This window comes from Plantibacter lichenum, from assembly GCF_050587525.1.
In the GTDB taxonomy this organism is placed as follows: Bacteria; Actinomycetota; Actinomycetes; order Actinomycetales; family Microbacteriaceae; genus Plantibacter.
On the sequence record NZ_JBOBFT010000002.1, the window covers coordinates 297819 to 310834 of the forward strand.

The window sequence follows — 13016 nt, forward strand, 5'->3', positions numbered from 1 at the left end:
ACGCTCAGGAGTTCCGGAATTGTGAACTCAGCGATGCGTGCCAGACTGGGGGTGCTGACGCCGGCGCTGCCGCCGGCTCCCTGCTGCGGCCGCGTGCCGCGCCCCACGGAAACGACGGAGGACACCATGTCGCGACGCGATGAAGTCGAATGCTGGCTCACGGACATGGACGGCGTGCTCGTCCACGAGAACCACGCGCTCCCGGGCGCAGCAGCCCTGCTCCAGCAGTGGCAGGACCAGGGGACCCCGTTCCTCGTCCTCACGAACAACTCGATCTTCACCCCGCGCGACCTCAGCGCACGCCTCCGCGCCTCCGGCCTCGACGTCCCAGAGGAGCGCATCTGGACGTCCGCCCTCGCGACCGCCGCCTTCCTCGCCGAGCAGGAGCCGGGCGGATCGGCGTTCGTCATCGGTGAAGCGGGCATCACGACCGCGCTCCACGAAGCCGGCTTCATCATGACCGAGACGAACCCGGACTACGTCGTCGTCGGCGAGACCCGCAACTACTCGTTCGAGGCGATCACGAAGGCGATCCGTCTCATCGCTGCGGGTGCACGCTTCATCGTCACGAACCCCGACGCGACCGGCCCGAGCGCCGACGGACCGATGCCGGCGACGGGAGCCATCGCCGCCCTCATCACGAAGGCGACCGGCAAGGAGCCGTACGTCGTCGGCAAGCCGAACCCGATGATGTTCCGTTCCGCGCTGAACAAGATCGGTGCGCACTCGGAGAACACGGGCATGATCGGCGACCGCATGGACACCGACATCGTCGCGGGCATCGAGGCCGGCCTCCACACCGTCCTCGTCCTCACGGGCATCAGCGATGAAGCCGAGATCGCGCGCTACCCGTTCCGCCCGAACGAGATCCTCGACGGCGTCATCGACCTCGTCCGCCCGGAGCCCGCCGAGACGGAACTGTACGACTCCGCTCCGTAAGCGCTGCGGGCGCCGGCCCTGTGGCCGGCTCCCGTCCTGACGTCAGGATCGACCAGTGCCGGTGCGCCCGGGTCCCGGTATCGTCCGTCCGGTGGCATCCGCGCCCCGTCCCGACCCATGGGCGCGTGTGTGTGTTCACAACTCAGGACGGGCACGGCGTGTCGGCCTCGACATGCCGCTCCCACCCCGCGACACACCGGGACGCTCCTGAGTTGTGAACAGCAGGAGCAGGCGTCGGCAGGTGGGCGGAGGTCGTCCGGAGAAGGAACTCCAGCTAGAGGGTGTCCGCTGAGACGGTGCCGATGCCGGTACTGATGCCGGTGGCGGTGCCGATGCCGGTACTGATGCCGGTGGCGGTGCCGATGGCGGTGGCGGTACCGGGACCGGTGCCGGTGCCGGTGCCGGTGTTGATGGCGGCAGCAGCCGACGGTGCGGGGCTCGGGGCGGACGATGTCGCTGCACCCGCGCCGCCGACGAGTGTGCCCAGGTAGAACGCGCCGAGCATCAGCACTGCGACCGCGAGACCCACCACGGTCCACAACAGCCAGCGGGGCACGCCTGGGCCGGTCGATGCGTCGTCGACGTACTCGGGGAACGGCGAACCATCACCTGCTTCGCGACCTGACACGGAGGCCGCCGGCGTCGGCAGGATCGGAGGCGCACCGACGGCGGAGGCAGGAGCGCCGGCGAACTGCGCGTCGGCTCGCAGCGCGTCTGCGGCCTCCGAGCCGTCGACGGGGGCGGCACCGAAGACGGCTGCCGTGGCGTCGGCGCCGAGGAGGATCGGGCCCGCAGCGTGGCCGGGCGTCGGAACGCCGCCGAACTCGGACGTCGTCGAGGTTCCGGCGCCGTCGGGAGAAGCGCCCTCGTCGGAAGCGCCCCCAGCAGGCGCACCGTGCGTCGGCTCGTCACCTGCGAGGGTCTGGTCGGACACGGCAGCGTTGTCGGACTCGGCGTCGACGGGCGGTGCAACGATGCCGTCCGGGCCGGACGCGAAGACCGCCGGAACCTGTCCAGCGGCGGCAGCGCCGGCGGCGAGCCATTCGGACTCGACGCCGGTGAAGGCCGTGGCCGTGGCATCGGTCGTCGGTGTCGCGGACGGAGCGTCGAACGGCGTGGCCGGGGCAGGTGGGAGCTCGGCCGATGTGACCTCCGCAGACAGGGCTTCGTCGCCGAGGCCGGCTGCACCATCGAAGGATGCGCTTTCGGCATCAACGGCAGTCGCGTCGAATCCGCTGCCGGTCGCGGAGGCGGAAGACGCTGACGTCGGGTCTGGAGTCGGCCCGTCCGCGGCGTCGATCACAGGCACGGCCTCGGTGTCCGGGTCCAGGCCGAAGAGCGACTCGAGTCGGAGTTCCTCGCTCACGGGCTCCGGTTCGACGGGCACATCGACATCCGCGGCGACGGCGTCGGTTTCCACGCCGGCACGGGCCGCACCGGGTGCATCAGCGGCGACGGCGGACGCCGAGGCGAAGAACCCCGCGTCCTCAGCGTCAGCAGCGTCAGCGGCCTCAGCAGCCTCAGCAGCCTCAGCAACGTCAGCAACGTCAGCAGCATCGTCGTCGACCGCATCGCGCGACACGCCTTCGACGCCCTGGCCGACGACCGTCGCGGCAGCACTCGCGGGGAGCGGCACGGCATCGAACTGGACGATCTCCTCGTCGAAGTCGTCGTCGAGCTCTTCCGGGTCGATGGCGAATCCGGTCGATGGTGCGTCTGCAGCACCAGAGTCAGAAGTGTCGACGGCATCGCTGTCGGCGGTACCGTCTCCTTCGCCGGCGCGTGCTTCGTCCTCCACCAGACGCTGAGCGTCGAGCGGAGTGAGCGTGAGCGTCGGGAACAGGTCGACCGTCTCATCGGAGACGATGGGCTCCTGGTCGGACGAGGTGGTGATGGTGTCGGCGTCGGCGACGTCGCCTTCGACATCCACGTCGCCTTCAGCATCGGCCTCGCCTGCGGCGTTGGCGTCAACGTCGGCAACTGCCTCGGACGAGAAGGAGGCAGGATCCGCGCCAGGTGCGAACGGCTCAGCGGCATCGACATCCGCGCTGTGCGCTCCAGCCACCACTGCACCGGCGATCGGGGCCGAAGTCGCGAGCGTGTCGGCACTCAGCGCTTCGGCTTGCAGCGCCTCGGCCTGCAGGCCATCGCCCTCGGAGGTCTCGTCCTGGGCGAGCTCCGACGGCGAAGTCGCGCTGACGGGCGGCACGACGGCGGCCTCCCACTGCACGTCCGGCAGCGGGATCGGGGCGGTCGTCGGCGCAGCGTGCACGAGCGGGTCGAGGGCGTCGTTGGGCGCGAGGTCCCAGACGAACGGCTCGGACCCGAACGGGCTCGGCGTCGGTGTGGCGGTGTCGCCCTCGATCGTCGCGATCAAGTCGGTGATCGAACGGTCCGGACCGGGTGCGGGCGGCACGAACGCAGCCGGCAGCTCCTCGGCGGGGGTCGTGAAGCGGGGGTCCGGCAGCTCGGGGAAGTCCTGCGCCGTCGCGTCGTCGGCGGGCGCAGCGGACCACGCGCGACCGAGCGACGGGGCAACCGGCTCGTCATCGATCTCGACGGCGGGCATCGGCTGGGCGGGGGTCGGCAGGGTGAGGCCTGCGAGGCTGTCGAAGGGACGCGTCTCGTCGGTCACCGCTTCGCCGTCGACGGCGTCCTCGTGAGCATCGGGTGCGTCCGCATCGAGCCGTTCAGAGTCGGCCTCGACTCCGGCCTCGGCCCTGGAGTCGGCCCTGGAGTCCGCGTCGGCTCCGAGTGCAGCCGGATCAGCGGCCTGCTCTGCGGAGACAGCATCCACGTACGGCGGGACGATCGGCGGCAGACCCGGGATCACGGTCGGCGCGGCATCGAAGCCGTTGGACGGATCGATGATCGGCGCGAAGGGGAACTCGTCTTCGTTCAGAGCATCCGACGGAGCCGATGCGTGCCGGGCGGATTCGTCGTCGCTCGGAACGGCATCCGGAACGCTGTCCACCGTGATGCCGGGCACGCCGACGTTCGGCGGGAAGACCGTGAGCGGGTGCTCTGCCTCAGCGGGGCTCTCGGGGAAGGGGTTCGCCGGCGCTGGCTCGGTCGGGGTCGCCGGGGCCACGGGGGCTGCGGCGACCGGCGCGACAGACGCAGCATCGGCGGCGTCGCTCGCGTCCTCGTCGGTATCCGCGTCCTCGTCGTCCTCTGCGAGCGGGGCGATGAGCCACGCGAGCGCGTCCGTGGGCGGATCGGTCGGTTCCGATGCAGCGGCGTGGGCGATGTCGGTCTCCGTCGCGGGCTCACGCACACCGTGCACAGGAGTCTCTGGGGCGGCGAAGCTCGATTCCGAAGCCGCGTCCGCGCTGTCGTCGTGCCGTTCTGGAGCGGCATCCGTCTCCGGCGCGACGGCGGGCGTCGCACTGTACGCGGGCTGCGGCACGTAGACCGGTTCCTCGGTGAACGCAGGCGCCTCCGAGGGCACGGCGTCGGCGAGCGGCTCGACGGTCTCCGGCGGCAGCGTCACGGCGACCGGAACGATCTCGACGGCCTGGTCGGTCTCCGGCTCGTCGACCGTGGTGTCGGTCGCGCCGATGGTCGCATCGCCGAGAGGCGACGTCAGCCAGGCGAGCGGATCCGATGCAGCGGCGGGCGCGGGCGCGACGGTTTCCGGTGATCCGTGGGTGAGCTCGTCGATGTCGTTGGCGGACGCATCCGCCGGTTCGACGGTTTCAGCGACCGCCGGAGCGTCAGAGGAGAAAGGGGCGACAGGAGCTTCAGACGCGGCAGTCGCCTCAGACGCCGCGGTCGATTCAGGAACGTCCGCGGACTCGACGGCTTCCGGCGTCGTTTCCACGACCGATGGGCGCAGGTCCGCAGGAAGGTCGATCGGGCCAGCATCGGGGATGCCTGCGAACGTCATGCCGCCGGGCGGCGTGATGACGGCGCCGGTGTCGATGAGGGCTTCGTCGCCGAAGTCCTGCGTGAGACTCCACGAGCCGGTGGGCAGGTCGTCGGCCTCCTCGGAGTCGTCAGCGGCGGCGTCCTCAGCGGCGGAGGTGTCCGCATCCGATGCGATGCCAGCGGGCGCGCTCGCGGCGTCGGCAGTCGCATCCGCGGTCGGGGGCGTGGCTGGAGGCGCGGCCGGAGCTGCCGATTCCGACGGTGCGGCGGAGCCCGCGGACGACGCATCGGCCTGTGCCGATTCGTCCGCACGCGCCCGCTCGTCGGCTTCGAGGCTCGCCCAAGCTGCGGGATCGTTCGAGGCGAGCGCACCAGCGATCGGCAGCGCCGCCGTCGCGACGTCCTCCGGTGCGGTGGGAGCCGCGCCACTCGCGCGCTCCTCGTCATCGCTCAGGCTCCAGGGGCCGTCCGCGGGCGGCGGAACGACGACGGGGTTCGTCGGCGCGGGCCGGAACGCGGCGTGCGGCGCGGCGAGGAGGACGGCGTCGGTGTCGACCGTGAGTTCGTTGAGCGGCAGACCGGACGGCGTGCGCGGAGCGGTCGAGAGTTCGGACGGCGGCGATGCTGGCGCCGATGCAGTCGGAGACGGCGACGCGGCCGTCGGCAGGTCGAGCGCGTTGGGGTGCACCGGGGGCGTCGCGGGCTGCTCGGTCACGGGCTGCTCGGTCGAAGCCGTCTCGGTCGCGGACGGCTCGGCCACAGGGTTCCCGCTCGCCGTCTCGGTCGGGGGTGCCGCAGCCGGTGCAGCACTCTGAATCGTCGGCACGACAGGCGTCGCCACCGTGGGTGCGTCGGCTGCGCCGGGGGCGGGGGCCTGCGCGATGGGCGCCGCCGGGGAAGCAGCGGGAGGCAGGGCGGACGGGGTCGGCGAGGGCTGGACGACGGGTGTCGCGACCGTCGGTGCATCGTCGGCGCCGGTGTCGTGCGCGACTCGTGGCGCCTCGTCGGCAGGAGCGGCGCCGTCCGCGTCGCCACCGTTCGCCGCGAGGTCCTGGGCCGACTTCGGGACGGGAATCTGCCGCTGCCACCAGGACAGGAGGTCTGCTTCGGAGGAGAAAGCGCTCGGCTCGGTCGGGCCGTCGGAGGAATCCGCGGAACTCGCCGAAGCAGCGGCGAGCCAGCCGGACGCCCCACCGGCGGCAGGAGCACCCGCAGATTCGGCAGGAGTGGCTGGTGCAGCGGCAGCAGGCGCACCGGAGACGCCGGGCTCGACCGGGGCGACAGGTTCAGGCACAGCGCCGCTGAATGCACCAGGCTGCGGTGGATCGACGACGGGGATCACGCGCGTCGCGGCATCGTCCACCGGCGGTTCCACAGCTGACTCCGCGGGCGCGGGCGCTGCATCGCTCGGGCTCGTCAGTCGCGTGAACGGCGGCTCGACGGGCGGGATCCCATGCTCGTCCGGCACAGACTCGTCCCGCACAGACTCGTCCGGCACGGTTTCGGAGGTCGGGGAGACATCCGCATGCGTGCCATCCGCGTGCTCATCCGTGCCGACGATGGGGACAGCTCCGGTGTCATCGATTTCACCATCACCGAGTTGCGAGAGCAGCCAGTCCGTGCCGTCTGCCGCCTCTTCCGGTTCTGGTGCTCCGTTGCGATCGGAACCGTCGGTGGACATCAGGCGAGTCCCAGATCTTCCAGGCCGATGGCCGCGAAGTACGGGTAACCGGCTGCTTCGATGATCTCGCGTGCGCCCGTATTGCGGTCGACGACCACCGCGACGCCGGCGATGACGGCACCGACCTTCTTGAGCGCTTCGATGGCGGCGAGCGGCGAACCGCCCGTGGTGGAGGTGTCTTCGAGGACGATGACGCGTTTGCCCTCGAGGTCGGGGCCCTCGACCTGACGACCGCGGCCGTGGTCCTTGGGCTCCTTGCGCACGACGAACGCGTCGTACGTGAGTCCACGCGCGGCGCCCTGGTGCAGGACGGCCGATGCGATGGGGTCTGCGCCCATCGTGAGACCGCCGACGGCGAACACGTCGGGGACGTCGGCGATGAGGTCGATCATCACCTGACCGATCAGCGGTGCCACGCGGTGGTCCAGACTGACCTTGCGGAGGTCGACGTAGTACGTCGCCTTCTTCCCGCTGGTCAGGGTGAAGTCACCGTGGAATACGGCCTCGGCCGAGATGTAGTCGATGAGCTGAGCTCGTGCATCCGTCACACGGCCAGTCTACCGGGGCTACCCCTAACACGCCCATTCACCCATCCGGGGTCCTTTCGGCATCACGATCCACCCCATCGGCCAGCTCACCGCCCGGCGCACAGCCCATCGCATCGGCCGGTTCACACCTCAGGAGCGCGTGTTCACAACTCAGGAGCGTTGCGGCGTGGCGCGCAGCGAGCCCGGCGTGTCGATGGCGACACGCCGGGCTCGTCCTGAGTTGTGAACAGGCCGTCCTGAGTTGTGGAACAGGCAGGAGCGGCGAACGGGGTCAGCGGACGGCGTCGGGCTCCGGGTCGTCGACGTCGGCAGAGGTGACGAGTTCGGCCTCTGCGACGATGCCGTCGACGTCGTCCGTAGCACCGCCACCGGCAGCGGCAGCGCCGATGCCCGCACCGTCAACGCCGTCGGCCGCGAGCAAGTCGCCCTCGACCGCGCCGCCGTACCCCTCGGCCTGCGGGTCGCCGTGCAGGCCGCCGGACACCGCGTACTCCTCCTCCGGCGAGAGGATGAGCCGCTTCCGGCCATCGACGGCGAAGATGATCAGCATCACGGCGTACACGACGACGATCGCGATGATCGCGGGCAGGAACGTCGGGTTCAGCAGGAAGCCGACGAAGATGAGCGCGGCGATGACGGCTGCGATGACCGCGCCGGGCACACCCCACGGGCTGCGGTACGGCCGCTTCGCGTTGGGGAACTTCTTGCGCAGGATCATGAACGAGATCATCTGCATGAGGTAGGCGAGGACGGCGCCCCACACGGCGATGTTGAGGACGATCGCGCCCGCGACGCCCCCTGAGCCACCGGCCGCGTCGACGATGATGAGGGCGACGAACCCGATGAGGGCGCCAGCGAGGAGCGCGACCCACGGCGTCTGCCGCTTGCCCGTGAGGGACAGGAACTTCGGGTAGTAGCCGGCGCGGGACAGCGAGTACATGTTGCGTCCGTAGGCGAACATGATGCCCTGCAGCGAGGCGAGCAGTCCGATGAGCGCGAAGAGGGCGAGCACGGCTGCGGCGCCGTCGCCGACCATCGCCCGGAAGCCGTCGAGGAGCGGTTCTCCCGCGACGCCGGTCGCCTTCGCGCCGATGATGCCCGTGTTGAGGAAGAGGACGAGGAGGCCGGTCACGATGAGCGTGCCGCGGGCCCAGAAGCCGGCCTTCGGGATGTCGCGAACCGGGTCGTGCGCCTCCTCGGCGGCGAGCGGGAGTTCCTCGATCCCGAGGAAGAACCACATCGCGAACGGCAGGGCGAACAGGATCGGGAGGACGCCGTGCGGGAGGAAGGCGGTCTGGCCGGCGTCGGGGACGATGTCGAACAGGTTCGCCCACGCGAACTGGCCCGAGAAGATCGCCATGGCCGAGAAGACGAGCAGGATGCCGATGGAGATGATCGAGACGACGATCGCGAATGTGAAGGAGATGTTCGCGCCGGCCGAGTTGAGGGCGATGAACGCCGCGTAGAGGATGAGCCACCACGCCCAGGCCGGCATCGTGAAGCCGAGCAGTTCCGTGGTGATCGCGCCGGCGTAGGACGCCGAGAAGTAGACGATGACGGCCGTCGTGGCGACGTACTCGATCGTCTCGGCGAGGCCTGTGACGAACCCGCCCCACGGCCCCATCGCCGCGCGCGAGAAGGAGTACGCGCCGCCCGTGTGCGGCATCGCGGACGCCATCTCCCCGATGGAGAAGATCATGCCGTAGTACATGGCGACGAGGATGACGAAGGCGATGGCCATGCCGCCGAAGCCGGCGAACTCGATGCCGAAGTTCCAGCCGGAGAAGTCGCCCGAGATGACGGCTGCCACGGCGAGGCCCCACAGACCCCAGATGCCTGCCGAGCGTTTGAGTTTCCGCTTCTCGAAGTAGCCGGCGTCGGCGGTCGTGTAGGTCACGCCCGACACGTTCAAGGTGTCCTTGGCCATCCTGGGTCCTTTGCGCTCTGGTCGGGTGTGCCCGACGTGCTGGTGCGATTCGGGGGCCGTGCAGTTGCTGGCACGACTATAGAGCCTGCAAAGGTTGCGTGTACATACCTTTGATCGAGTGGATATCAGCTGTGAGTTCGAGACTTCCGTGAGCGATGGCGGAAATCACACCCGCGCGAGGGTCGCCACGTGTGATGTAATGGTCGCGAAAGGCACCATTCGATCCGTGGCGGCAACGATGCCCCACCACAGCACCGCACGTTCCCGTCCGGCCATCGGCCCGGATCGGCGCAGCGGGACCGAGGAGCAGCCCATGACCGACAGCACAGCGAACCCGCGCCCCAGCCGCCCCCGCTCGGGCAACCTCACGCTCGAGGAGCTCACCGCCGCGGTGGAGGGGCGCGAGATCGACACCGTGATCGTGGCCTTCACCGACATGCAGGGCCGGCTCATCGGCAAGCGGGTCTCGGCCCGGCTCTTCCTCGAGGACGCCGCGGCCCACGGCGCGGAGTGCTGCAACTACCTGCTCGCGGTCGACGTGGAGATGAACACGGTCGACGGCTACGCGATGTCCAGCTGGGAGCGCGGCTACGGCGACATGGCGATGATCCCCGACTTCGACACGCTGCGCCGCATCCCCTGGCTGCCGGGAACCGCCCTCGTGACGGCCGACCTGAAGTGGCTGGACGACGCGCCCGTCGTCGCATCGCCCAGGCAGATCCTCATCGCCCAGCTCGAACGACTCGCGGAACGCGGCCTCGTCCCCTTCGTCGGGACCGAGCTCGAATTCATCGTGTTCGACGACAGCTTCCGGGAGGCATGGGGCAAGGGCTACCGCGACCTCCGCCCCGCGAGCGACTACAACATCGACTACGCCCTCCTCGCCTCCACCCGCATGGAGCCCCTGCTGCGCGACATCCGCAACTCGATGGACGGCGCCGGCATGTACTCGGAGGGCGTCAAGGGCGAGTGCAACTTCGGCCAGCAGGAGATCGCCTTCCGCTACGCCCACGCGCTCGCGACGTGCGACAACCACTCCATCTACAAGAACGGCGCCAAGGAGATCGCGGACGCCCACGGCAAGAGCCTCACGTTCATGGCCAAGTTCAACGAGCGCGAGGGCAACAGCTGCCACATCCACATCAGCCTCCGCGGTGCTGACGGCACACCACTGTTCGGTGATCCAGACGGCCCGGACGGCATGTCGAAGCTCTTCCGGCACTTCCTCGCGGGGCAGATCGCTGCGATGCGGGAACTGACGCTGTTCTTCGCGCCCAACATCAACTCGTACAAGCGCTACGTCGACGGCAGCTTCGCGCCGACCGCGGTCGCCTGGGGCCTCGACAACCGCACCTGCGCGCTGCGCGTCGTCGGTCATGGAGCCGGGATGCGCGTCGAGAACCGTGTGCCGGGCGGCGATGTGAACCAGTACCTCGCCGTCTCTGCGCTCATCGCGGCCGGCCTCCACGGCATCGAGAACGAGCTCGAACTCGAGGACGCCTTCGTCGGCAACGCCTATACGGGCGGGGCGCCGCGCGTCCCCACGACGCTGCGTGAGGCGGCGGAGCTGTTCTCGCAGTCGACGATCGCCCGCGAGGCCTTCGGCGACGAGGTCGTGGACCACTACCTCAACTACGCCGCCGTGGAGATCTCGGCCTACGACGCGGCCGTCACGGACTGGGAGCGGGTGCGTGGTTTTGAGCGCCTCTGAGCCGAACGGCCCCACCTCTGCTCCGGCGAGCGCTTCCGCTCCAGGATCGAGCGCTCCCGTCATCGGCGTCACGACCTACCTCGAACAGGCGCAGACCGGGGTGTGGGATGTTCCGGCGTCCTTCCTCCCCAAGGTGTACCTCGACGCGGTGACGGACGCGGGCGGCATCGTCGTCCTCCTCCCGCCGCAGCCCGTCACGCGAGCGGTGGCCGATGCCGTCCTGTCGCGCCTCGACGGGCTCATCGTCTCGGGCGGGGCGGATGTGGACCCCGGCCTGTACGGGCAAGTGGCGCATCCGAAGACCGGACGGCCCCGCACCGATCGCGATGCCTGGGAGGACGCGCTCCTCACCGCTGCGATCGATGCCGAGCTCCCGTTCCTCGGCATCTGCCGCGGCGTCCAACTGCTGAACGTCACGCTCGGCGGCTCGCTCATCCAGCATCTGCCCGATGTCGTGGGCGACGATTCCTACCAGCCCGGCGAGGCGATCTTCGGTCCCAAGGAGGTCGTGGTCTCCCCCGACTCGCACCTCGCCGCTGTGCTCGGCACCCCGTCGGAAGGCGGCGAGCGCCCCGGCACCCCGCTGGCGCCCGGCACTCGTGCGGCGAGCGACCCCGTCGACACCGACCGCCTCCCCGTGCACGTCTATCACCACCAGGCGCTCGATCGCGTGGCCGACGGACTGACCGTCACCGCGCGCACCGAGGAGGGCGTCATCCAAGCCGTCGAGCTGCAGGGCGTCCCGTTCGGGATCGGCGTGCAGTGGCACCCGGAGGAGGACACCGCGGACCGTCGTCTCTTCGCCGGACTCGTCGATGCCGCGCGTCGGCACCGCGACCGTGCGGTCGCCGAGACGTCCGGTTCCAGCGCCTCAGCGCCAGTGTCACCACCTTCACCACCAGCACCACCGTCACCACCAGCCACGACCGAGGCGAGGACCACCGCATGAGCTATACGATCCTGAATCCGGCCGACGAGTCCGTCGTCACGACCGTCGAGCACCTCGGGGTGGATGAGACGGACGAGGCGATCGCCGCTGCAGCCGTCGCCCAGCGAGCGTGGGCGGCCGTCGCACCCGCCGACCGAGCCAACGCGCTCCGTCGGTTCGCCGCGGCCGTCGACGGCGACCGCGAGCACCTCGCATCGCTCGAGGTGACGAACTCCGGCCACCCGATCACACAGGCCAGGTGGGAGGCGGGGCACGTCCGCGACGTGCTCGAGTACTACTCGGCTTCACCCGAACGCCTCTTCGGTCAGCAGATCCCCGTGGCGGGCGGCCTCGACGTCACCTTCCACGAACCGCTCGGCGTCGTGGGGATCATCACGCCGTGGAACTTCCCGATGACGATCGCCGCGTGGGGCTTCGCGCCGGCCCTCGCAGCCGGCAACGCCGTCGTCCTGAAGCCGGCGGAATGGACACCCCTCACGAGCATCCGCCTCGGCGAACTCGCCCTCGAATCAGGTCTGCCCGAGGGACTGTTCCAGGTGCTGCCCGGGCGTGGGTCGGTCGTCGGCGAACGCTTCATCACGAACCCGGCGGTCCGCAAGGTCGTCTTCACGGGCTCGACGGCGGTCGGCAAACGCATCATGGCCGGGGCGTCGGAGCAGGTGAAACGGGTCACGCTCGAACTCGGCGGGAAGAGCGCCAACATCGTGTTCGCCGATGCCGATCTCGAACGAGCGGCGGCGTCGGCTCCATACGGCGTGTTCGAGAACGCGGGCCAGGACTGCTGCGCACGGAGCCGGATCCTCGTCGAGCGATCCGCGTACGACCGGTTCATGGAACTGCTCGAACCGGCGGTCAAGGGCGTCGTCGTCGGCGATCCGACGCTCGAGAGCACGGAGATGGGCCCGCTCGTCTCGGCCGCGCACCGTGACTCGGTCCGGTCGTTCGTCCCAGACGACGCGCCCGTCGCCTTCACCGGCAGCGCGCCGGACGGCCCCGGGTACTGGTTCACGCCGACCGTCCTCACCCCCGGCCGCGACGACCGATCGGTCCGCGAGGAGATCTTCGGACCGGTCGTGACCGTCCTGCCGTTCGATGACGAAGCCGATGCGCTGCAGCTCGCGAACGACACGGAGTACGGGCTCTCGGGTTCGATCTGGACGCGCGACGTGAGTCGGGCCATCCGGGTCGCTCGCGGCGTGGAATCCGGCAACCTGTCCGTCAACTCGCACTCCTCCGTGCGGTACTCGACGCCGTTCGGCGGGTTCAAGCAGTCCGGGCTCGGCCGAGAGCTCGGACCCGATGCGCCGTTCGCCTTCACAGAGACGAAGAACGTGTTCATCGCCGTCGACTGAGCCGCCCTGTCCTTGAGCCGGCCCGGTCCCTGAACTCCA

7 protein-coding genes are annotated in these 13016 nt (G+C 70.0%); 4 read left to right on the forward strand and 3 right to left on the reverse strand.

The annotated features are described in order from the left end of the window. The first annotated feature begins 126 nt into the window (after nt 1–126). Nucleotides 127–939 (forward strand): HAD-IIA family hydrolase, encoded by an 813-nt coding sequence (locus tag ACQ3HB_RS04745; RefSeq protein ID WP_430918227.1) that lies wholly within the window; start codon nt 127–129, stop codon nt 937–939. Nucleotides 940–1213: 274 nt separating this feature from the next. On the opposite strand, the gene ACQ3HB_RS04750 is transcribed toward ACQ3HB_RS04745, so the two are convergent. The 3 genes from ACQ3HB_RS04750 to ACQ3HB_RS04760 form a co-directional block, all read right to left on the reverse strand. Next, complete coding sequence (locus ACQ3HB_RS04750; protein WP_430918230.1) at nt 1214–6490, reverse strand: hypothetical protein; 5277 nt, start codon at nt 6488–6490, stop codon at nt 1214–1216. Further along, nucleotides 6490–7038 (reverse strand): orotate phosphoribosyltransferase, encoded by a 549-nt coding sequence (pyrE, locus tag ACQ3HB_RS04755; RefSeq protein WP_430918231.1) that lies wholly within the window; start codon nt 7036–7038, stop codon nt 6490–6492. The genes ACQ3HB_RS04750 and pyrE overlap by 1 nt, the downstream gene beginning before the upstream one ends. Nucleotides 7039–7309: 271 nt before the next feature. Continuing rightward, nucleotides 7310–8965: an amino acid permease gene (locus ACQ3HB_RS04760; protein ID WP_430918233.1), complete on the reverse strand. Its 1656-nt coding sequence runs from the start codon at nt 8963–8965 to the stop codon at nt 7310–7312. A 391-nt stretch (nt 8966–9356) separates the two neighbouring features. Here ACQ3HB_RS04760 and ACQ3HB_RS04765 point away from each other — a divergent pair, with 391 nt between their 5' ends. From ACQ3HB_RS04765 to ACQ3HB_RS04775, 3 genes are read left to right on the forward strand one after another with little or no spacing between them, the layout of a single operon-like run. Further along, nucleotides 9357–10676 carry a glutamine synthetase family protein gene (locus tag ACQ3HB_RS04765; protein ID WP_430918235.1) on the forward strand — a complete coding sequence of 440 codons (1320 nt, stop codon included), beginning with the start codon at nt 9357–9359 and terminating at the stop codon, nt 10674–10676. Continuing rightward, nucleotides 10657–11625 carry a gamma-glutamyl-gamma-aminobutyrate hydrolase family protein gene (locus tag ACQ3HB_RS04770; RefSeq protein ID WP_430918237.1) on the forward strand — a complete coding sequence of 323 codons (969 nt, stop codon included), beginning with the start codon at nt 10657–10659 and terminating at the stop codon, nt 11623–11625. Before ACQ3HB_RS04765 ends, ACQ3HB_RS04770 begins: the two co-directional genes overlap by 20 nt. After that, complete coding sequence (locus tag ACQ3HB_RS04775) at nt 11622–12977, forward strand: aldehyde dehydrogenase family protein (RefSeq protein WP_430918239.1); 1356 nt, start codon at nt 11622–11624, stop codon at nt 12975–12977. Before ACQ3HB_RS04770 ends, ACQ3HB_RS04775 begins: the two co-directional genes overlap by 4 nt. Nucleotides 12978–13016: the final 39 nt, after the last annotated feature.